General features: G+C 72.9%; 19 protein-coding genes. 12 read left to right on the plus strand and 7 right to left on the minus strand.

All coding sequences use genetic code 11. From position 1 onward, the window contains the following. The first annotated feature begins 219 nt into the window (after positions 1 to 219). From ACFMQL_RS35900 to ACFMQL_RS35930, 7 genes are all read left to right on the plus strand, one after another. Positions 220 to 1,248, plus strand: coding sequence for a LacI family DNA-binding transcriptional regulator (locus ACFMQL_RS35900; protein WP_378789252.1), 1,029 nt, complete (start codon positions 220 to 222; stop codon positions 1,246 to 1,248). Between the two features lie 64 nt (positions 1,249 to 1,312). Next, entirely contained in the window at positions 1,313 to 2,584 is a 1,272-nt protein-coding gene (locus ACFMQL_RS35905; protein WP_364050402.1) for an extracellular solute-binding protein, read from the plus strand. A gap of 7 nt (positions 2,585 to 2,591) precedes the next feature. Continuing rightward, the gene (locus tag ACFMQL_RS35910; protein ID WP_364050399.1) at positions 2,592 to 3,536 is read left to right on the plus strand and encodes a sugar ABC transporter permease; all 945 of its coding nucleotides are present in this window, start codon (positions 2,592 to 2,594) and stop codon (positions 3,534 to 3,536) included. Then, positions 3,533 to 4,366, plus strand: a complete 834-nt coding sequence (locus tag ACFMQL_RS35915) for a carbohydrate ABC transporter permease (protein ID WP_364050396.1) — start codon at positions 3,533 to 3,535, stop codon at positions 4,364 to 4,366. Before ACFMQL_RS35910 ends, ACFMQL_RS35915 begins: the two co-directional genes overlap by 4 nt. Before the next feature lie 18 nt (positions 4,367 to 4,384). Beyond that, positions 4,385 to 6,310, plus strand: coding sequence for a glycoside hydrolase family 127 protein (locus ACFMQL_RS35920; protein ID WP_378789255.1), 1,926 nt, complete (start codon positions 4,385 to 4,387; stop codon positions 6,308 to 6,310). A 5-nt stretch (positions 6,311 to 6,315) separates the two neighbouring features. Continuing rightward, a complete protein-coding gene (locus ACFMQL_RS35925; protein WP_364050390.1) occupies positions 6,316 to 8,013 on the plus strand; it encodes a CBM35 domain-containing protein in 1,698 nt (565 codons plus the stop codon). A 355-nt stretch (positions 8,014 to 8,368) separates the two neighbouring features. Further along, positions 8,369 to 10,330, plus strand: a complete 1,962-nt coding sequence (locus ACFMQL_RS35930) for a SpoIIE family protein phosphatase (protein WP_364050387.1) — start codon at positions 8,369 to 8,371, stop codon at positions 10,328 to 10,330. Positions 10,331 to 10,388: 58 nt separating this feature from the next. Here the strand turns inward: ACFMQL_RS35930 and ACFMQL_RS35935 are convergent, their stop codons facing one another. Next, positions 10,389 to 11,150 carry a class I SAM-dependent methyltransferase gene (locus ACFMQL_RS35935; protein WP_364050384.1) on the minus strand — a complete coding sequence of 254 codons (762 nt, stop codon included), beginning with the start codon at positions 11,148 to 11,150 and terminating at the stop codon, positions 10,389 to 10,391. Positions 11,151 to 11,311: 161 nt separating this feature from the next. On the opposite strand from ACFMQL_RS35935, the gene ACFMQL_RS35940 reads away from it, so the two are divergent. Together ACFMQL_RS35940 and ACFMQL_RS35945 are read left to right on the plus strand one after the other, a co-directional pair. Then, the gene (locus ACFMQL_RS35940; RefSeq protein WP_378789258.1) at positions 11,312 to 12,163 is read left to right on the plus strand and encodes a helix-turn-helix domain-containing protein; all 852 of its coding nucleotides are present in this window, start codon (positions 11,312 to 11,314) and stop codon (positions 12,161 to 12,163) included. Between the two features lie 286 nt (positions 12,164 to 12,449). Beyond that, positions 12,450 to 13,610 carry an erythromycin esterase family protein gene (locus ACFMQL_RS35945; RefSeq protein ID WP_364050378.1) on the plus strand — a complete coding sequence of 387 codons (1,161 nt, stop codon included), beginning with the start codon at positions 12,450 to 12,452 and terminating at the stop codon, positions 13,608 to 13,610. A 326-nt stretch (positions 13,611 to 13,936) separates the two neighbouring features. On the opposite strand, the gene ACFMQL_RS35950 is transcribed toward ACFMQL_RS35945, so the two are convergent. From ACFMQL_RS35950 to crcB (ACFMQL_RS35965), 4 genes are all read right to left on the minus strand, one after another. Next, a complete protein-coding gene (locus ACFMQL_RS35950; protein ID WP_378789260.1) occupies positions 13,937 to 15,763 on the minus strand; it encodes a cytochrome c oxidase assembly protein in 1,827 nt (608 codons plus the stop codon). A 264-nt stretch (positions 15,764 to 16,027) separates the two neighbouring features. Beyond that, on the minus strand, positions 16,028 to 16,381 hold the full coding sequence (gene crcB, locus ACFMQL_RS35955; protein WP_378789262.1) for a fluoride efflux transporter CrcB: 354 nt from the start codon (positions 16,379 to 16,381) through the stop codon (positions 16,028 to 16,030). Continuing rightward, the gene (locus ACFMQL_RS35960; protein ID WP_364050369.1) at positions 16,378 to 16,746 is read right to left on the minus strand and encodes a DUF190 domain-containing protein; all 369 of its coding nucleotides are present in this window, start codon (positions 16,744 to 16,746) and stop codon (positions 16,378 to 16,380) included. Before ACFMQL_RS35960 ends, crcB (ACFMQL_RS35955) begins: the two co-directional genes overlap by 4 nt. After that, entirely contained in the window at positions 16,743 to 17,519 is a 777-nt protein-coding gene (gene crcB, locus ACFMQL_RS35965) for a fluoride efflux transporter CrcB (protein WP_364050366.1), read from the minus strand. Before crcB (ACFMQL_RS35965) ends, ACFMQL_RS35960 begins: the two co-directional genes overlap by 4 nt. A 426-nt stretch (positions 17,520 to 17,945) precedes the next feature. Here crcB (ACFMQL_RS35965) and ACFMQL_RS35970 point away from each other — a divergent pair, with 426 nt between their 5' ends. From ACFMQL_RS35970 to ACFMQL_RS35980, 3 genes are all read left to right on the plus strand, one after another. Next, entirely contained in the window at positions 17,946 to 18,308 is a 363-nt protein-coding gene (locus ACFMQL_RS35970; RefSeq protein ID WP_364050363.1) for a DUF190 domain-containing protein, read from the plus strand. Positions 18,309 to 18,554: 246 nt separating this feature from the next. Beyond that, the gene (locus tag ACFMQL_RS35975; RefSeq protein WP_378789265.1) at positions 18,555 to 18,887 is read left to right on the plus strand and encodes a YnfA family protein; all 333 of its coding nucleotides are present in this window, start codon (positions 18,555 to 18,557) and stop codon (positions 18,885 to 18,887) included. Between the two features lie 90 nt (positions 18,888 to 18,977). Beyond that, positions 18,978 to 20,021, plus strand: a complete 1,044-nt coding sequence (locus ACFMQL_RS35980; protein WP_364050357.1) for an alpha/beta hydrolase — start codon at positions 18,978 to 18,980, stop codon at positions 20,019 to 20,021. A gap of 12 nt (positions 20,022 to 20,033) precedes the next feature. Here the strand turns inward: ACFMQL_RS35980 and ACFMQL_RS35985 are convergent, their stop codons facing one another. Continuing rightward, a complete protein-coding gene (locus tag ACFMQL_RS35985; RefSeq protein ID WP_378789267.1) occupies positions 20,034 to 20,924 on the minus strand; it encodes a LysR family transcriptional regulator in 891 nt (296 codons plus the stop codon). A gap of 150 nt (positions 20,925 to 21,074) precedes the next feature. Next, a complete protein-coding gene (locus tag ACFMQL_RS35990; protein ID WP_378789269.1) occupies positions 21,075 to 21,548 on the minus strand; it encodes a hemerythrin domain-containing protein in 474 nt (157 codons plus the stop codon). Between the last annotated feature and the right edge of the window lie 93 nt (positions 21,549 to 21,641).

Here is a 21,641-nt window from a genome sequence, read left to right on the forward strand (position 1 = left end):
TCGGTATCGCCGCCCCGGCTCCTCCTTGACGGCCGCCGTGCGGCGGAGCAACAGTCGAGCCACATCGTTCGAACCGGTTCGCCTCCTTCGGTGACCGCCGGAGGCCGCGACCGCGGTCTCCCCTGCCCCGATTCCCTGAAGAAGGCGAGCCCGGAGCGACGATGCGAGGGAGCACCGCAACGCGACCGTCGAACCGGTTCGACGAATCTGGAGGTGAGAGTGGCGACGATCGGAGACGTGGCCCGGGAGGCCGGGGTGAGCCGCAGCACGGCGTCGTACGCGCTGTCGGGCAAGCGGCCCATCTCGGAGGAGGTGCGCCGGCGCGTGCTGGCCGCCGCCGAGGCGCTGGCGTACACGCCGAACGCGGGCGCCCGCGCCCTCGCCACCGCCCAGACCAAGGTCCTCGGTCTGCTCGCCCAGTTCCACGAGGACGAGTTCGCGCCCGCGATGATGCAGTACATCCTGGGCGTCACCAACACCGCACGCGACCTGGGCTACGACACGCTGCTGGTCACCGAGGCCGACGGCGTGCGCGCACTGCGGCGCATCACCGACTCGCGCATGGTCGACGGCGTCGTGCTGATGAACATCGCACAGGACGACGCCCGGCTGCCCATCCTGCGCGCCGCGCCGCAGCCCGGCGCGCTGGTCGGTCTGCCCGGCGACTGCTCGGGGCTCGACGTGTTCGACCTGGACTTCGAGGAGGCCGGCCGGGTGATGGTGAATCACCTGCACCGGCTCGGCCACCGCGAGCTGATCCTCATCTCGCAGCCGGAGCACGTGGTGGAGCGGGGCGGCGCGTACGTGTGGCGCCTGCGCGACGCCGCGCTGGAGCGCGCCCGGGCGCTCGGCGTCACCCTGCACGCCGTCTACGGCGAGTCGCGGCAGCCCGCCGTGGGCCGCCTGCTGCACGACCTGCTCGACAGATATCCGGCCGCGACCGGCCTGCTGATCAACAACGAGGCGGCCGCGGCGGCGCTGCCCTCGGTCACCTACGAGCGCGGGCTGCGGGTGCCCGGCGACCTGTCGGTCATCGGGCGCTATTCCGCCGAGTTCGCCGCGACGTTCTCGCTGCCCTACTCCTCCATCGAGAGCGCGCCCGACCGGCTCGGCGCCATGGCGGTGCGCCAGCTCGTGCGCCGCGTGGAGTCGGCGCAGGCCAGGCGGGAGCCGTTCGTGGTGCGCTTCATCTCGCCCGAGCTGGTCGACCGGGGCAGCACCGCTCCCCCGCGCCCCCACTCCCCCTGACCACCCGCTCACCCCCCATCAGTCCGGCACGCTCCGAATGTGAGCGTTAACATTGGAGGAATCGATGAACCGTCCGTCGGTGTCCGCCAGGGCGGCGGTCTTCGGAACCGCGGTCCTGGCGCTGTCCGCCCTCACCGCCTGCGCGTCCGCCCCGCAGGGCGGGTCCGGCTCGGCCACGGGGTCGGGTTCGGGCGGCGCGTACACGTGGTGGGACCCGTACCCGCAGCACGACAAGTCCTCCGCCTGGGCCGGACGGGTGAACGCCTGCGGCGAGAAGGCCGGTGTCACCATCGAGCGCACCGCCTACGACACGACCGCGCTGACCAACCAGGCCCTGCTCGCGGGCCAGGAGGGCAACGCGCCGGACGTCATCCTGCTCGACAACCCGGCCGTCTCGACGCTCGCGGACGCCGGGATGCTCACCACCATGGCCGACTTCGGCCTCGACACCTCGCGTTTCGACAAGAACCTGATCGCGGCCGGCGAGCTGGACGGCAAGACGTACGGCATCCCGATCGGCGCCAACACGCTCGCCCTCTACTACAACAAGAAGATCCTCGACGAGGCCGGCGTGGACCCTGACTCGATCAAGGACTGGGCCACGCTGGACGCCGCGCTGAAGAAGGTGAAGGCGGCCGGCAAGAAGCCGATCACGTTCGCCGCCATCGGCACCGAGGAGGGCTCGTTCCAGTTCCTGCCGTGGTTCTGGGGCGCGGGCGCGCAGCTCACCGCGCTGGACTCGCCGCAGGCCGTCGAGGCGCTGGACCTGTGGACGTCGTGGGTCAAGAGCGGCATCGCCCCCAACTCGGTCATCAGCAACTCCCAGAACACCACCTGGGAGGAGTTCCTGACCGGCGAGTTCGCCTTCGCCGAGAACGGCACCTGGCAGATCGACAGCGCCAGGAAGGCCGAGTTCCCGACCGGCGTCGTGCAGATCCCCGCCAAGAACGGCGGCGTCGCCCCCACCCCCACCGGCGGCGAGTTCATCACCGTCCCGGTGCAGAAGGACACCTCGCGCTACGAGGTCACCAAGAAGATCCTCGAGTGCATGACCACGCCCGAGGGGCTGGTGGAGACCGGTAAGACGTTCGCGTACTACATCCCCTCCACCGCCGAAGGGCAGCAGCAGATCCTCGACGCCGAGCCGAGCCTGAAGCCGTGGGTGGACGCGGTCCGCACCGCCAAGGGCCGCACCAGCGACAACCTCGGCACCGACTACCCGAAGATCTCCGAGGCGCTGTGGACCGGCGTGCAGAAGGCGCTGAGCGGCGCGGCCAGCCCCGCGGACGCGCTCAAGCAGGCGCAGGCCCAGGCGAAGCAGGCGACCGGCGGCTGAGCGGCTCATGATCTCGCAGTCGCACACCCGGACGGGCGCCGTGCGCGGGGCGGCGCACGCCGCCTCCCGCGGGCGGCGGACGGGGCGCTGGACGGCCGCCGCCTTCCTCGCCCCGCTCATCGTCTACCTGCTCGTCTTCTACGCCTATCCGCTCTACCGCAACATCGACCTCAGCCTGCACGACTACACGCCGCGGGCGTTCATCCAGGGCGACGCGGAGTTCACCGGCCTGGACAACTACCGCGCGATCCTGTCCGACGACACCTTCCTGCGGGCGCTGCGCAACACCGCCGTCTTCACGCTGGCCTCCATCGCCGCGCAGTACGCGATCGGCCTGGCTTTGGCGGTCTTCTTCCACCGCAACTTCCGCCTGTCGGGAGTGCTGCGGGCGCTGTTCCTGGTGCCGTGGCTGCTGCCGCTGATCGTCTCGGCCTCCACCTGGTCGTGGCTGCTCAACAGCGACAACGGCATCGTGAACGCGGCGCTGCAGGCGTTCGGCATCGGCCAGATCAACTGGCTGACCTCGCCGGGCACCTCGCTGCTCGCGGTCACCATCGCCAACATCTGGCTTGGCGTGCCGTTCAACCTGGTGATCCTCTACGCGGGGCTGCAGAACATCCCCTCCGACCTGTACGAGGCCGCCGGGCTCGACGGGGCCGGGCCGTGGCAGCGCTTCACCCGCATCACGTTCCCGCTGCTGCGGCCGGTGTCGCTGATCACGCTGCTGCTCGGGCTGATCTACACGCTGAAGGTCGTCGACATCATCTGGATCATGACGCGGGGCGGCCCCGCCGACGCCTCGACGACGCTGGCCATCTGGTCGTACCGGGAGGCGTTCGGCACCGGCCAGCCCGACTTCTCGCCCGCGGCGGCCGTCGGCAACCTGCTCATCCTCATCGCGTTCGTCGCCGGGCTCGCGCACGTGCGCCTGCAGAGGGAGGAGACCGCATGAAGACCCGCCATGTGAAGACCGCCAGGAGCGGCTGGAAGACGGCGCTGGGCGTCGTGCTGGCGGGCGTGATGCTCTTCCCCGTCTACTGGATGGTCAACGTCTCGCTCACCAAGACCCGCGACCTGCGCGCCGACCCGCCGCACTGGTTCCCGTGGAACCCCACCTTCGAGGGGTACGCCGACGCGCTCGGCCAGCAGCTTCCCGCGCTGGCGACGAGCCTGTTCATCGGCCTCGGCACGGTCGTCGTGACCCTGGTGGTGTCGCTGCCGGCCGGGTTCGCCCTCGCCAGGCTGCGGCCGCGCGGCACCCGCCTGCTCGACTTCCTGCTGCTGGCCGCGCAGATGATCCCCGCCGTGGTGATGGCCATGGGCTTCTACGCCGTCTACCTGCGGCTGGGGCTGCTCAACACCGTCTGGGGCCTGATCGTGGCCGACTCGACGCTGGCCGTGCCGTTCGGAGTGCTGCTGTTCCGCGCGTTCATGGCGGGCATTCCCGCCGAGGTGCTGGCGGCGGCGCAGATCGACGGGGCCAGCACGTGGCGGGCGTTCCGCTCGATCGTGCTGCCGCTCAGCCGCAACTCCGTGATCACCGTGTCGCTGTTCGCGTTCCTGTGGGCGTGGTCGGACTTCATCTTCGCCTCCACGCTCAACCGCAGCAGCGACGTCATCCCGATCACGCTCGGCATCTTCCGCTACATCGGCAACAACACCACGCAATGGAACTCGATCATGGCGACCGCCGTGATCGCGTCGCTGCCCGCGGCGGTCCTGCTCGTCCTCGCGCAGCGGTACATCGCCGCCGGGGTCACCGCGGGCGCCGTCAAGGACTGACAGAAAGGTACACGCCGTATGACCAGCCCCGTGCTGCCCTCCCACGGCCGGGTGCGCCCCCTCGGGCTCGCGCAGGTCTCGCTCACCGGCGGGTTCTGGGGCGAACGCCAGGCCGTGAACGCCACGGCGACCCTCGCCCACTGCGAGTCGTGGATGGAGCGCCTCGGCTGGCTCGCCAACTTCGACCGGGTCGCCGACGGCACCACCGGGCCCGACCGGCCCGGCTGGTCGTTCTCCGACTCGGAGGTCTACAAGCTGCTGGAGGCGCTGTCCTGGGAGAGCGCCCGCTCGGGCGCCCCGGAGGCGGAAGCGGCCATCAAGCGGCTGACCGCCCGCATCGCCCGCGCCCAGGACCCGGACGGCTACCTCAACACCTGCTTCGGCCATCCGGGACGGCCGCCCCGCTACAGCGACCTGGAGATGGGGCACGAGCTGTACAACACCGGCCACCTGCTGCAGGCCGCCGTGGCCCGGCTGCGCACCGCGGGCGAGGACGACCTGGTGCGCATCGCCCGGCGGGCCGCCGACCACGTGTGCCGCGCGTTCGGGCCCGGCGGGATCGACGGCGTGTGCGGGCATCCGGAGATCGAGGTCGGCCTCGCCGAGTTCGGCCGCGCGCTCGGCGAGCCGCGCTACGTCGACCAGGCCAGGCTCTTCATCGAGCGGCGCGGCCACGGCAGGCTGAAGGACATCCCGCTCGGCCGCGCGTACTTCCAGGACGACATCCCCGTACGCGAGGCCGAGGTGTGGCGCGGCCACGCGGTGCGGGCGCTCTACCTGGCCGCCGCGGCGGTGGACGTCGCGGTCGAGACCGGCGACGGCGAGCTGCTGGATGCCGTGCGGCGGCAGTGGGAGCGCTCGGTCGCGCGGCGCACGTACATCACCGGCGGCATGGGCTCGCGCCACCAGGACGAGGGCTTCGGCGAGGACTGGGAGCTGCCGCCCGACCGCGCCTACTGCGAGACCTGCGCCGGCGTCGCCTCGATCATGGTGTCCTGGCGGCTCTACCTGGCCACCGGCGAGGTCCGCTACGCCGACCTCATCGAGCGCACGCTCTACAACGTCGTCGCGGTCTCGCCCAGCGCCGACGGGCGGGCGTTCTTCTACGCCAACCCGCTGCACCAGCGCGCCGCCGGGCGGCCCGCCGACCCCGACGAGGTGAGCCCGCGCGCCGAGGCGGGCGAGCGGGCGGCGTGGTTCGACGTGTCCTGCTGCCCGACGAACGTCGCCCGCACCCTGGCCGGCCTGCACGGCTACCTCGCCACCAGCGACGACGACGGCCTGCAACTGCTGCAGTACGCCTCCTGCCGCATCCGCGCCGAGCTGCCCGGCGGGCCGCCGGTGGCGGTGGACGTCGAGACCGCCTACCCCGGCGGCGGCACTGTCCGCGTCCGCGTCGTGGACGGCTCGGACCGGCCGTGGACGCTCTCCCTGCGCGTGCCCGCCTGGGCCTCCGGGGCCACGCTCACCGAGGGCGGGCGCACCCGGCCGGTCGAGCCGGGCTTTGTGCGGGTGCGGCGGGCGTTCGCCGCCGGTGCGGAGATCGTGCTGGAGCTGCCGGTGACGCCCCGCTTCACCTGGCCGGATCCGCGCATCGACGCCGTACGCGGCTGCGTCGCGGTCGAGCGCGGCCCCGAGGTGTTGTGCGTCGAGTCGCACGACCTGCCGGACCCCGGCCTGCTCGACACCCTCGTCATCGATCCCGGCTCCGCGCCGCGCGCCGTCGAGGGCGGCGCGCTCGTCCGCGGCCGGGCCCGCGCCTTCCCCGACGCCCCCTGGTCGTACCGGGACCGGCCCGTGGACGGCGACGGCGGCGACTGGTTCGACGTGCCGCTGCGGCCCTACCACGGGTGGGCGCGGCGCGGCCCGGCCGCCATGCGGATCTTCCTGCCCCTCGCCACCGACCTGCGCCCCTCGTACCCCCCGATACAGGAAGGAGCCTGACCCCCATGGCCCGAACGCTCACCGCGCTCGCCTTAGCTTTGGTCACCACGGCCGCCACCGTGGTGACCGAAGCAACCCCCGCCGCGGCGGCCGGCGCGACGCTCACCGTCGACGTCTCCCGGCCGTTCCGGCCCGTCACCCACGCCGCCACCGGCGGGCTCTACGGCCTGGCGGAGAACAACCGCCCCGCCGACTCGACCCTGCTGCCGCTCAGGGTCAACTCGCTCACCCAGCCCGCGCCCGGCGTCGGCCAGCGCCCCAACGGCCAGCCGCCCGGCGGCGACTCCCTGCTCATCGCCCCGCAGGCCGACCGCGTCGGAGCCGGGCAGTACATCCGGATGCCCGACATCTACCCCGACTTCCCCTACCGGTGGGTGAGCTGGAACGACTGGCTCGCCAAAGTCGACACCATGGTCAGGGCCCGGCTGGCGGCCACCACCGTCACCAACGTCCTGGCCTGGGAGCTGTGGAACGAGCCCGACTACACCTGGAACACCTCCGCCGCGGGGCCGTTCAACGAGGGCTGGGTGCGCACCTACCGGGCGGTGCGCGCGCTCGACCCGCTCACCCCGATCGTCGGCCCCAGCACCGCCACCTACAGCCGCTCCTGGATGCAGTCGTTCCTCACCCACGCCCGCGACACCGGAACGCTGCCCGACATCATCTGCTGGCACGAGCTGCAGAACCCCGACAGGATCGCCGCCGACATCGCCGACTACCGCAACCTGGAGGCGTCCCTGGGCATCAGCCCGCGCCGCCTGTCGATCAACGAGTACGCCGCGCCCTCCGAGGTGGACGTGCCCGGCAGGATCGCCAGCTACGTCGCCAAGCTGGAGCGCGGCGGCGTCGAGTCGGCGCACCGGGCCTTCTGGTACGAGTACGGCACCATGAACGGCCTGGTCACCGGCAACTCCCAGCCGACCGGCACGTGGTGGCTGTACAAGTGGTACGGCGACATGGCCGGGAACATGGTCACGACCACCACCACCTCGTCCGGCCTCGACGGCTTCGCCGCCTACGACCCCACGCGCAAAGTCGTCAACGTCGTCTTCGGCAACGAGTCCGGCACCAACACCGTCAACCTCACCGGCATCGGCGCGCTCGGCTCAAGCGTGCGCGTCACGCTGCTGTCCACGCCGTCCAGCGGCCGCTTCACCGCCGTCTCCGCGCCCACCGTGGTCTCCACCACCACCCGGCAGGTCAGTGACGGGCGGCTCAGCGTGTCCGTGCCCGACATGGTCGCGACCAGCGCCTACCAGCTCCTCGTCGAGCCGGTCTCGGGCGTTCCCGCCTACCAGCAGCGCTACGAGGCCGAGAACGCCTCCGTCTTCCGCGCCCAGCGGCTCACCTCCTCCAGCGCCTCGGGCGGCGGGTACGTGGGGCGGATCGACAACTCCGGCACCCCGCGTACCGACAGCTACGTGGACTTCGTGGTGAACGTGCCGAGCGCACGGACGTACACGCTGACCATCGGCTACGCCAACGCCACCGGGGCGACCGCCACGCAGGGGCTCGCCTACAACGGCGGGCCGTGGACCACGGTCAGCTACCCGCCGACGCCGTCGTGGGGCCAGTTCGGCGCCACGGTCAGCACCACGGTGTCCTTGCGCGCCGGGTACAACGTGATCCGCCTGGCCAAGGGGTCGCCGTACTTCTCCGGCGGCACCGGGTACGCCGAGCTGGACTACATCGAACTCACCTGACCGACCGGCGATGACCCGCCGCGTGCGCCGGGGAAGACCCGGCGCACGCGGCACCCCCGGGACCGCGCCCCCATCCGCCGCGCACGGTGCCCCAGCACCGCGCCCCGTCCGGCGCGTCCGGCCCGCAGGACCGTGCCCCGCCCCGATCCCACGCGTGCCGCACGCAGAACCGCGTCCCGCCCCGGGGGGGCCACACGCGAGACGGCGCCACAGGGGACGGGGCGACTCGGGACGGGGCGACGCCGGACAGGGCGACGCGGGACGGGGCGGCACCGGACGGCGCGGCTCCGAACGGCGGATCCATTTGCGCAGGTAAAGTGGCATATTTACAGCTTGGGCGGGATATGGATGCCTCATGGGCACACCCGCGAGCCGCCCCAGCAGGGAGCCGGCGGTCGTCACGATCGACATCGAAGGCGCCGTGACGGGCTGGAGCAGCACCGCCGAGGACCTGCTCGGCATCCCGCTCCAGACGGCGCTCGGCCGCGAGCTGGCGCAACTCCTCTTCCCCGCATCCCCGCAAGCGGACAGGCGCGAAGGCCTGCTGGAGATCCGCAACCCTGAGGGCGGGCGCGTCTTCGTCCGCCTCGACGGCGCGCCGCCGGACGAGCCCCGCGCCCCGGCCGCCGAGCTGCCCGCCATGCGCCCCTTCCTGGAGCCGCTGCTCAACCGCACCCCCATGGCGATCGCAATCTGGGACACCGACCTGCGCTGCGTCTGGCGCAACAGGGCCGCGCAGGCGTTGCAGCACGTGTTCCCCTACTACCAGGTCGGTCGCCGCCTCTCGGACCCCGAGCCGGGCCTGGACGCCCGCGCCGCCCGCGAGGCGATGCTGCAGGTGCTCGCCGACGGCGTACCGCAGATCGACCGCGAGGCGCACTGGACGTCGCCGGGCCGCCACGACGAGCACAAGCTGTCCACCTCGTTCTTCCGGCTCGACGACGAGCACGGCCGCCCGGTCGGCCTGTGCTCGATGGTGCTGGACATCGGACACAGCCACCCCCGCGACCGGCTGACCCTGCTGCACGAGGCCAGCATCAGCGTCGGCAGCACGCTCGACGTCCGCCGCACCGCGCAGGAGCTGGCCGACCTGGCGGTGCCGGCGCTGGCCGACTACGTCACCGTGGACCTGGCCGAGGCGGTGCTGCCCGGTGTCGAGCCCCTGCAGCGGCTGGAGGCGACCGAGATGCGCGTGCCCGCCTTCTACCGGGCGGGCGTGGCCTCCATCCACGACGGGCTGCCGGAGTCGCTGTGGGAGCGGGGCGAGGCGGTGTTCGTGCCGCCGTCGTCGCCGTTCACCGCCGTGCTGGCATCGGGCCGCTCCCACTTCGAGCCGTTCCTGAACACCGCGCCGGGCACCTGGCTCGACCAGGACCCCGACCGGGCCAGGATCATCCACGCCGTCGGCATGCACTCGCTGATCATCGTGCCGCTCAAAGCGCGCGGCGACATCCTCGGTGTCGCGGTGTTCGTCCGGACCGACAACCGGGTGCCGTTCACCACGAGCGACCTCGGGCTCGCCGAAGGGCTCGGCGCCAGGGCCGCGCTGAGCCTGGACAACGCCCGCCAGTACACCCGCGAGCGCACCGCCGCCCTGGCGTTGCAGCGCAACATGCTGCCGCCGCGCCTGATCGGCATCGACTCGGTCGATCTGGCCTCCCGCTACCTGCCGTCCGACGTGCACGACGTGGGCGGCGACTGGTACGACGCGATCCCGCTGCCGGACGGCCGGCTCGCGCTGGTGGTCGGCGACGTGACCGGCCACGGCATCCACGCGGCGGCCACCATGGGGCGGCTGCGGATGGCGGTGCGCACGCTCGCATACGTGGACCAGCCGCCCTGCGCGCTGCTCGGCCGCCTCGACGACCTGCTGATCCGGCTCGCCGACGAGAACTCCGACCCGCCGGGGACACGCCTCGGCATGGCCGGCGCCACCTGCCTGTACGTCGTCTACAACCCGGCCACCGGACGCTGCCGGCTGGCCTCGGCCGGGCATCCGCCGCCCGCCGTCGTGCACCCCGACGGCCGCGTCTCCTTCCCGCGCCCGCCCACCGGCACGCCGATCGGCCTCGGGTTCGGCGGGTTCGACTCGATCGAGGTGGACCTGCCGCCGAACAGCAGGATCGTCCTCTACACCGACGGCCTGATCGAGACCAGGGAGGCCGACATCGAGGCGGGCATCGACCGGCTCGGCACAGCCCTAGAGGCGGCCGCCGCGCTGCCGCTCGAACGATTCTGCGACGCGGTGGTGCGGACGATGGCGGGCGAGAGCGCCGAGGACGACGTCGCCCTGCTCGCCGCCCGCATCCGCGCATGACGCCCGTGCGCGCCTGACGCCCGCCCCGCGTGCTCGCGACCTGCGCGTCTCCCCCTGGTCAGCCGATGCGGCGGGCCAGGTGGACGGTGAGGTCGCCGCTCAGCTCCACGGTCTCGGGCAGCACCTCGAGGATGCGGCCCAGCACCTGCTCGCGCCGCTCGTCCGGCAGCATCAGGTACGCCGACACCGTGGACAGGTGACCGGCGTAGTCACGGGCGCTCAGCACGACACGCCGCGGGATCACCTCCTGCCGCACGTCGCGGAACCACTCCGACCGTTCAAGCTCGCTGCCCGGCCACTGCATGGGCGCGTCGGACGGCGTGCCGTCGGGGGCCGGGATCGTGTCGTCGGCGATGAACGGCCTCCTCGCCTCGGTCACGGCCTCCTCCAGCGCCGGATCGCACAGCCGCAGCGGCCCGCCGACCGAGGCGAACACGCCGCCCGGCTCCAGCAGCGCGGCCATGCGCGACCAGCGCTCGCTCGGGTCCGTCCAGTGCAGCGCCGCCGCCGCGTACACCAGCGGGTACGTCTCGCCCGGCCGCAGGTCCTCGAACGCGGCCCGCACGGTGGTGACGTTCGCCGGTACGTGCTTGCGCAGCTCGGCGAGCATCGCAGGGTCGGGGTCGGTCGCGGTGACGGCGACGCCGTGGCGGGCGAAGAGCCGCGTGGCCTTGCCGGTCCCCGCCCCGATCTCCAGCGCCGTCGTGACCGGCCTGCCGGCGTACGCCATGACCAGGTCGGCAAGCTCGTCCGGGTAGCCGGGCCGGAAGCGTTCGTAGGCGGCGGCGATCATGCCGAAGCTCAGGGCGCGTTGCGACATGCCGAGCATCCTGGCACGCGCAGATCACGTCCGGGGAATCGCGCGCGAGACCAGGGACGTCGCAACGGCCGCCGACCCGCCCAGGAGCCAGGCCGAAGACGGGCCATCGGGCAGGTCCGGGTGGCCGCTCCGGCCGTGATGCCCGGACGTACGATGTCGGCGTGCGTTCGGCGGAACCGGTTCGCGGGCCGCGGTGGGACATCGCGGTCCCGTCGCGGCCTGTCCGCCTGCCGGGGCTGGCGATGGCGGGGTTCAGCGACCACGCCAACGAGTACCACGAGCTCGCGCTGGTGCCCCATCCCGCGGTGACGGTCCTCATCGAGCTGGGCGAGCCGTCGTTCGTCATCGAGGACGATCTCGGCGCACGAGAGAGCGGGCGCGTCGTCTCCGGCCTCGCCCCCAACGGCGTACGGGGGCGGGGACTCACCAAGGAGACCTCCTGCCTCCAGCTGCGCCTGACGCCGCTGCTCGCCCACGAGCTGCTGGGCGCGTCGCCGGAGCTGGGCGGCGCGGTGGTCTCCCTCGACGACCTGTGGGGACGCGATGCCGTACGTCTCCAGGAACGCCTGACCGCCGCCCCGACGTGGGAGGAGCGGTTCGCGATCGCCGAGTCAGCGCTGATCAGGCGGCGCGAGGACGCCCGCAGGGCGGTGGACCCGGAGGTGGCGCACTGCTGGCGGCGGATGGTGGCCCGCCGGGGGCGGATCCGCGTGGAGCGGCTCGGCGACGAGGTCGGCTGGAGCCGCAAGCGGCTGTGGTCGCGGTTCCGCGCGCAGGCCGGGCTCACGCCCAAGCGGGTGGCCAGGCTCATCCGCTTCGACCACGCCGTGCACCGGCTGGCCGCCGGGCAGGATGCCGCCTCGGTGGCGGCCGACAGCGGCTACGCCGACCAGTCGCACCTGCACCGGGACGTGGTGGCGTTCAGCGGGATGACCCCGGCGGCGGTGGCGGCCACGCCGTTCCTCTCGGTGGACGACGTCGCCTGGCCCGACCGCGACCGCCTCCCCACCTGACCACGCCGGGCACGGCGTCGGTGAAGGCACCCGTGACGCCGTGCGCGATCGCGGCACCCATCGCCCCGGCGGCCAGACGCGTGCCCACTGCGGGCGCGCGCGGGCACGCGCACCTCGAGACGGCGGCCGTCTCGAGATCGGGCGACCACGACGACCCGCTGCGGATAGCGGACGCGCCCGGATGCCGAACCGACCACCTGAACTCCACGATTGAGACTTTGGCCGAAGAGTCCGGCCTGTTCATCAGCCAAGTTCACACCGGAGGTTCAACGATACCGTTGAGGGCATGGACATCAAGGACACAGCGCACCCCCTCGACGGCGCGGCCCTGTCGGCGTTCCTCGACTCCCTGCCCTCCCGCCCCCGCCTGCTCGGCCTCGGCGAGGCCACCCACCGCGTGAAGGAGCTGCGCGCGCTGCGCAACGAGCTCTTCCCCCACCTCGTCGAGCACGAGGGCTACCGCGCGATCGCCCTTGAGATCGACTGCCTCAAAGCGCGCATCGTGGACGACTACGTCACCACCGGCAAGGGCAGCCTCGACGAGGTCATGGAGCACGGCTTCAGCCACGGCTTCGGCGCCATGTCCGGCAACCGCGACCTGGTCCAGTGGATGCGCGCCTACAACGAGGAGCACGACGCGAAGCTGCGCTTCTTCGGCTTCGACGGCCCGCTCGAATACTGGGCGCGCAGCCCGCGCGAGGCGCTGACCGGCCTGTACGACCTCCTCCACGAGCCCCTCCCCTGCACCCGCGAGACCCTCGACTCGCTGCTCGGCGCCGACGAGCGCTGGGAGGACGAGGAGTCGGCCATGAATCCCGCCCGCTCCATCGGCCGCTCCCCCGAGGCCGTCGAGCTGCGGATCATCGCCGACGACCTGGCCGCCTGCCTCGACATGCAGGCGCCGCAGCTCAGCGCCGAGGAGCGCGAGCAGGCCGAGCTGTACGCCCGCACCGCCACCGGCCTGCTCCGCTACCACTACTGGCTGGCCGACGACTCGCCCGCCCGCTGGGGCCGCCTGTCGGCCCTGCGCGACGCGATGATGGCCGCCAACCTCGTCGCCATCGCCGAGCGGCACGGCCCCGCCCTGCTCTTCTCCCACAACCTGCACCTGCAGCGCAACGAGGCCCACATGCGGTTCGGCGACGAGGTGCTGCGCTGGTCGAGTGCCGGCGCGATCGCCGGCACCCGGCTCGGCGACGGCTACGCCTTCCTGGCCTCGGCACTCGGCACGGTCTCCGGCGACGCCCCCGCCCCCGGCACCGTGGAGGGCCTGATGGCCGCCCTCCCCTGGGACCGCTGCCTCCTCGACGGCGCCGAACTCGCCGCCGCCGTATCCGGCCTGAGCCCGCGCGTCTCGTCCGACTTCGCGTACTTCCCCCTCGACCCCGCCCACATCGCCGTGACCGACGGCGTCTACTTCGTCCGCGAGGCCACCGACGAGACGTGACGCCCGCGCGCAGGGCTCGTCCCCAGCGGATACCGGGATTCCTCCGCATCCACCATGGCGAAGGACGACTACGACGCATCCGCAAAGGAAATCGAGGCGGCGCCGGGGCCGAGGCTGCCCGCGTCGCGGCTGCCGGACTGCCCCGACCGGTCGGCCCCGACATTCAAGGCTCTCGCCGCTTATGAGCAGCGGACCGACGACGTTCTGTGGCCGGAGCCGACGCCTTTACAAAGGAGATCCGATACGCCCTGCCGCATGGGAGCAGATGCTGGGCACGGCGCCGTACACCGTGTTCGACGCCTGGTCCCACGCGGCGGGCTGAACGCTCACCCCCTCTCGGACGACCTGCTGGGGCCCAGGAGCCGGACGACCGGTGCGAGCGTGAGCAGCGGCACTATCAAGAAGACCGCGCCGGCCAGGTACTGGTCGGTGATGAGGTCGGGGGCGTCGTGCGGCCTGGCCAGCGCGAACCACCGCGCCGCGACCGGCGACCCGAGCAGCAGGCACGCCCCCACTCCCACGTACGTCAGGCCCGCCACCGCGGCGAGCCCGCGACGCCAGGCGGGCGGCACCGCGGGCCGGTCCGCGCCCACCAGCACCCAGGCCGTCGCCAGGCCCACGCCGAGGAACGGCAGTTCGGTGACCAGATGCTCGGCGTAGCCGGTGAGCGACCAGGTCAGCCAGTCCGTGCCGTACAGCAAGAACGCTAGAGCGGGCCAGGCGGTGGCCAGCAGGGCGAGGACGCGAGGGCTCGACGAAACCCCGCCGAGCGGCCGGGACATCGCCCGCGCGGCCGGCGTCATGGGCGCCCCGGCGGCCAGCAGCAGCGGCACGGCCAGCGCCAGCACGGCGTGTTGCAGCGCCTGCGCCGACACCATCGCCCGCGCGTACCCGCTCACCCCGCCGATCAGCACCAGCGCGGCCAGGGCAAGACCGGCGTACCAGGCGGCGGTGCGGGCGCGCGGCCAGCTGGGCACCCGGCGCGTCCAGATCAGGTACGCGGCGGCGGGCAGCGCGAGCAGCAGCACGAGCAGCGGGTCCAGCCGCACCTCGGTGAGCAGCGCGGCCGGGGAGAAGGGCGCGAGCGCGTACTCCAGCGCCGGATGGGCGTGACCCCCGGCGTCGCCGCCCGCCGGTGGCGGGGTACGTGCGAGGCCGACCGCCAGCCCCATCGCCACCGCCATCACGACCAGTTCGCCCGCCGCCAGCCGGACGAACGTCCTGCGCACCCCGCGATCGGCGACGCCGCCGACCGTGCGGCGGCGATGGGTCCAGCCGAACCATCCGAGCACCGCCAGCGTGGCGACCTTGGCGAGGAGGAGCAGCCCGTACGGGGTCTGCCACAGGCCGGACGGCGTGCCGAGCCGCACCCAGCCGCTGACCGCGCCGGAGAACGCGACGGCGGCGAAGCAGCACAGCGCGACCGCGCTGAAGCGCCGCAGCACCACCGGCAGGTCACGCGAGCGGCGGAAGTGCACCAGCACCGCGCCGAGCCCGCCGACCCACGTCGCCATCGCCGCCAGGTGCACCATCAGCCCGGACACGGCGAGGTCGTGGTCGCCGGCGGAGGCGGCGTGGCCGACGTACGCGGGAGGCAGCAGCCCCGCCACCGCGAGCACCAAGGGCAGCCAGCGCGGCAGGCGGGGTGCCATCGTCGCCGTCGCCACCACGAACGTGATCGCCACCACCAGCAGCAACGCCCGCGTCTGCGGCAGCCCCGCCCCGAACCCGAGCATCCCCGGCTCGGCCAGCAGGTTCGCCACCGGCATCGGGATGAAGCTGGACAACGTCAGCAGGTAGGTGAGCAGCGAGCAGAACGCCCAGCCCAGCGCCCACCATCCGGCCGCGCGCAGGCACCGCTCGCGTTCCGGCGCGGCGGCCGGGGCCAGAACGCAGGCCGCGAGCAACGTGCCCACGCAGGCGGCCGCGCACAGCTCGTACGCCAGCCGGGCCAGCGGCAGCCCCCACTCGGTGACCGGGCCCGCCGTCGGCAACCCGGCGATCCGCGGGGTGCCCGCTCCGCCGCCGAACCGCAGCGCCGCCACCAGCACCAGCGCGCCCGTTCCGACGAACGCGCCGGCGACCAGCGCCGGGTACCAGCGCGCGCTGCGCCGCGCACCCGGCCGCGCGTCCACCCTTAAGGAAACCGCCATCTACGCTCCTGCCGCCGCTGAGAGGCCACCCGCGGCTCCCGCCGGCCGCGTGTACACGGGTACGCACGGCCCGCGCCTCCGGTTCACCCACCGACGGCCACGCCTCGCAGGCGACGAGGGCGGCGGCCGGCCGCGCCGGCCCCGGCCGCCCCAGGCGGCAGCGGCAGGCAGGCCGTGCGCCGCGGCGCTGGGCCGGGTGCCCGCCACGCCGCTGTCAGAGGGAGAGACGGGGGTGGCGCGGCCGGTGCTAGCCAGGCCCCCGTTTCACAGCAGCCCGCCCAGCAGGTAGCCGGCCAGCGCGGCGGCGATGCCGGCGGCCAGGCTGCCCAGGGCGTTGAGCCCGGCTTGGGCCAGGGAGCCTTCTTCAAGCAGGCGCAGCGTTTCGAAGCCGAAGGTGGAGAACGTGGTCAGCGCGCCGCAGAAGCCGGTGCCGGCCAGGGCGAGCAGGCCGGGCGGGGCAGTGGCGAGCAGGATGCCGAGCAGCAGCGAGCCGATCAGGTTGACGGCCAGGGTGCCGAAGGGGAAGACGCTGTCGTGGCGGGATTGGATGGAGCGATCCAGCACGTACCGGATCGGGGCGCCGAGGACGCCGCCGGCGAAGACGAGCAGCAGCGTCATGCCCGCTCCCGGCCCTCACCGGCGCGCGGTCCCGGGCGGCCGGCGTAGCGGTGGACCTCGACCTCGTCCATGATGACCAGCCCCTCGGTGACCAGCTCATCCAGCTGGGTGACGAAGTCGTCGATCTTCTCCGCGGCATCGACGATGACGATCGCGATGGGCAGGTCCTCCGACAGGGACAGGATGCGGCTGGTGTGGATGAGGGAGGAGGCGCCGAAGCCCTCGACGCCGCGGAAGACGCTGGCGCCGGCCAGCCCGGCCGCGTGGGCGCGGCGGACGATCTCGCCGCACAGCGGGCGGTGCTCGTAGTGGTCGTCCTCGCCGATGAGGATGGTCAGCCGGACGGCGCTGCCGTGCGGTCTCATGCGGTTCCTCCTGCCTGCCGGGTACGGCGGGTGCGGGTCAAGCGGCGGGCGGCGGCCATGCCGCACCAGACGGCGACCAGGCCCGCGACCAGGCTGTCCAGGGCGTAGGAGCCGGCCGGCGCCCAGTGCCCGCCCTGGGCAAGGTGGACGATCTCGCTGGTGTAGGCGGAGAAGGTGGTGAAGCCGCCGAGCACGCCGACGCCGAGGAAGGGCCGCACGTAGCGGCCGGCTGGCCAGACCTCCAGCACGAACACCATCAGCGCGCCGAGCAGCAGGCAGCCGGCCACGTTGGTGACGAAGGTGGCCCACGGGAAGCCGCCCGCCGGGGTGGGCAGCGCCTGGGCGAGCAGGTAGCGGGCGCTGCTGCCGAGGCCGCCGCCCAGCCCGATCACGGCCAGGATGACGGCGGTGCGGGCGCGGTGGCGGGCCGGCCGGACGGCGAAGACGTCCCGCGCCTGCTGCTCGTCCTGCTCCCTGGCGAGGGTGAAGCCGGCGTCGGTGGGCATCGGCGGGCCAGGATGGTCCTGGCCTGGTGTCACAGAGGTCATGGTCGTGTGGAGTCTTCCTTCATCGACGATGAGGACCGAGCAGTGTGCGCGCCGGCTGACGCGTTCGGTGGTGCTGCCGATCAGGCGACCCCACAGCCGGGAGTGACCGCTGCGGCCGAGCACGATCAGGCCGACGTGGCAGGCTTCGGCGGCGGCCAGGATCTCGTGGGCGGGGTGCCCGGCCCGGATCCGGGTGGCCAGGTGCCGCGTGTCGCCCAGCGCCACCCCGGCGACGATCGATGATGGACACCGGCAGCCCGGCCTCGACCGAGATCATGCCGCCGATCAGGATGGTCATCGCGAGCGCGGCGGCGACGAACAGCGAACTGCCCATTGGATCCGTTCCCCTTCCCGGACGCGCTGAGGTGCGGCCAGGAAGCCATCAGCCGCATCCGGCGGTTCGAACCCTCACGCGACGTGCTGCTCGCGGGGGCTCCGGCGGGATCCATCGCCGCCTACGAGTATAGGCGCGCCGCTTCCCCGCACCACCACAAGGGCGCACTCTGACCTGAGGGACGCATCCCGGCAGCCGACCGGGCTGCCATAAGGCGACCCATTGGCGTCATTTCGCGCCAGGCGGGCAAGGTCTCATGAGAAAGGCACAGCCCCTGCCGAGGGCGGGCGGTGAGGTCTTAGGCGAAGGAGCGTGCCATGAGGCTCGAAGGCAGCGCCTGCCGGCTGACCGTGATCGTGGGCGAGCGCGACCAGTACCACCACCGGCCCCTGTTCACCGAGATCGTGCACCGCGCCAAGCAGGCCGGCCTGGGCGGCGCCAGCGTCTTTCGCGGCCTGGAGGGCTTCGGCGCCTCCTCCCTCATCCACACCGGCCACCTGTGGCACCTCAGCGACGACCTGCCGATCGCCATCATCATCGTCGACGCCGAACCCAAGATCCGTGACTTCCTGCAGGCGCTCGACGATCTGGTCACCGGCGGCCTGGTCATCACCGACCGCGTCCAGGTACGCCGCTACCTGCCCGGCCCCGCACCCACCGGCGGCCCCACCCGATCGTGACAGGGGCACGGCGGATGACGGGCCACGGGTCGCGGCGGGCGGTGCAGCAACCGCGCGAGGGGCTCTGCGGACCCAGCCGCCGTACAAGCTCGGCCTGGTCCGCGCCGGTCTCCGCTCGGACCGCGTCCACACCCACCCGCTCAGCGATCAGCGGCGGCGCGATGGAACGCCTGACGGCCGAGGGGCTGCGGATCATCACCGCCCCCGAGCATTGAGCGCCGCCCCGCATGCGGTGTACTACCTGCCATGACCGTCCTGCGCTCGCTGCTGCTGTTCGCTCTCGCCGCGCTCGCCGAGATCGGCGGCGCCTGGCTGGTCTGGCAGGGCGTGCGGGAGCAGCGCGGCCTGCTGTGGGTGGCAGCGGGCGTCATCGCGCTCGGCCTGTACGGCTTCGTCGCGACCTTCCAGCCGGATCCGAACTTCGGCCGCATCCTGGCCGCCTACGGCGGGGTGTTCGTGGCGGGCTCGCTGGCCTGGGGCGTCGTGGTGGACGGCTTCCGCCCGGACCGCTGGGACGTCATCGGCGTGCTGATCTGCCTGGTGGGTGTGCTCGTCATCATGTACGCGCCGCGCGGCTGACCGCCCGGTACTCATATCCGTACCGGATGAATGACCTCCGATCAGGCGCACAATCGGCTCGCGTGACCGCGCGGGCGGCAGGCTGGCGGCATGCTGAAGGTGATCCTCTCGCTTGTCCTGGCCGTCACGACCCTGTCCGCACCAGCCCACGAGGTGGTGCGCAAGGACTGGAAGGTTCGCGGCCAGGCCGGGCGGCTCGGCGTGCGCGAGGTCCGGCGCGACGGCCCGGCGCGGGGCCGTCCTGTGCTGCTGCTGCACGGTGCGCGGGTGCCCGGCATACCGTCCTTCGACCTGCCGGTACGCGGCGGGTCGCTGGCGGCGGACCTGGCGCGCCGCGGGCATCGGGTGTTCGTCATGGACGCGCGCGGCTACGGCACGTCCGACCGGCCGGCTTCGTTCGACGAGCCCGCCTCGGCGAACCCGCCGGCGGTCACCGGCGAGGAGGTGGTGGACGACATCGCGTCGGTCGTCGACTGGCTGCGCAAGACGACGGGCCAGCAGCGGGTCGGCATCGTCGGCTGGGCGACCGGCGGGCACTGGGCCGCCTGGTACGCGAGCGAGCACCCGTCCCGCGTCGAGAGCCTGGTGCTGTACAACAGCCTGTACGGCGAGCTGGACGACCATCCGACGCTCGGCCGCGGCTCGCAGTGGGAGGATCCGGATCGGCCCGGCCACTTCGACGACGCCCGGCACGGCGCGTATCGGCTGTCGACCGGCCCGAGCCTGCTGACGAGCTGGGATGCGAGCATCCCGGTCGAGGACAAGACGAAGTGGCGCGATCCGCAGGTGGCCGCCGCGTACGCCGAGCACGCCCTGGCGAGCGACCCGACGTCCGGCGACCGCGAGCCGCCCAGCTTCCGGGCACCCACCGGCGCCATGAAGGACAGCTTCTACCTGGCCACCGGGCACAAGCTCTGGGACGCTTCCAAGATCACCGCTCGGACGCTCGTGATGCGCAGCGAGTACGACTTCTGGTCACGCGAAGGCGACGTCTCCACGCTCGTCGCGGACCTGGACAACGCCCGGGACGTGCGCGCCGTACGGCTGGACGAGGCGACGCACTTCGCGCACCTCGACCGGGCCGAGCGCGGCAGGGACCGGCTGATCGGCGAGATCACCCGCTGGCTCACGTGAAAGCGCCATCGCTCACGCAAGAGCGCCGTCGAACAGCGAGCGGAAGTTCCGCACCGCCGGGTTGGCGTCGCCGGTGCGCCAGGCCAGGTCCAGCGTGACGACCCTGGCCGGCGGCGCGAGCGGGCGGAAGGCGACGTCGCCGCGGCGCACCCGCGCCACCGACTCGGGCACGATCGACACGCCGATCCCGGCGGCCACCAGCCCCACGATGGTCTGCATCTGCACGGCCTCCTGGACGATCCTGGGCTCGAACCCGGCCGCCCTGGCCACGCCGGTGATCTGGTCGTGCAGCCCCGGCCCGTACCGGCGCGGGAACATCACGAACGGCTCCCGCGCGAGCGCCGCGAGCGGCAGCGACGTCCGGGCGGCGTGGGGATGATGGGCGGGCAGCGCGGCGAGCAGGGGTTCCCTGGCCACCGTCCGGGTCGAGAGCACTTCGGCGGCGGCTCCGGCGAGCGGCGCGTGCAGCAGGCCGACGTCGAGCCGTCCCTGCCGCAGCTCTTCCGCCTGCTGTGCGGTGGGCAGCTCGCGCAGCTCGACGTCCACTCCCGGGTAGCGGGCGCGGAAGCGGCGCAGCACCTTGGGCAGCGTGCCGTTGGCCGCCGACCCGACGAAGCCGAGCACCAGCCGCCCGGACTCGCCCCGGCCCGCCAGCCTGGCCGACTCCGCCGCCCGGTCGGCATGGGCGAGGGCGGCGCGGGCCTCGGCCACGAACGCCTCACCCGCCGGGGTCAGGCGGACCTGCCTGGTCGTGCGCTCGAACAGCCGCACGCCCAGCTCCTCCTCCAGCTTGCCGATCTGCCGGCTGAACGGCGGCTGCCGCACGCCCTCCCGCGTCGCCGCCCGGCCGAAGTGGAGCTCCTCTGCGAGGGCGACGGCATACCGTAATTGCTGGAGGTTCATACTCCGGTTATAGCCGTCAGGCCATCCGCAGATGATGTCCGGCCGCCGCGCGAGTCCGTACCCTTCGACCGCACGACCTGGCGGAGCTGACGGTGGTGACACGCGGCGGGACCGCGCCGAGGCGGCGCGGTCCCGTGGAACGGTCAGGGGTCACCGGGCGGCGCTGGGGATCTTGAGGGGATCGCGGGGCGCCTCGCTCTTGGCCTCGGCCATGCGCTCGCCCAGCTCCTGCAGCCGCTTGCGGCCGAGCGCCTCGCGCACCTTCGGGAACCAGTCCTGCTCTTCCTCATCGACGTGGTGACGCACGTTCTCCATGAGAACGGTCATCTTGGCGTCGTAATGCTCGTCGGCGGGGTCGAGCTTCTTCAGCTCCGACAGCATCCAGACGACGACGTGGTGCTCCTCGACGCTCTCCAGGACGTGGCCGCCGGTCTCGGGCACGTCCGCGCGAGCGGCGGGATAGAAGATCGTCTCTTCGATGTACGTGTGCGCGGTCAGCTCCTCGATGACCTGCCCGACGATCTTCTGCTTCTCCTTGTGGGCCTTCGGCCCGGCCTTCTCGAACTGCTTGAACAGCCTCTCCACGGTCTTGTGGTCGTCTTTGAGCAGCACGATGGCATCCATCGAGGGCTTCTCCTCAGGGGGTGTGCGGGGGACGGTGGTGTCCGGGCGTGGTCAGGCCGCGCTCTGCGGCCCGTACGCGCCCGCCGGGGCCCG

The sequence above is a fragment of the Nonomuraea fastidiosa genome, assembly GCF_042751225.1.
Taxonomy (GTDB): Bacteria; Actinomycetota; Actinomycetes; order Streptosporangiales; family Streptosporangiaceae; genus Nonomuraea; species Nonomuraea fastidiosa.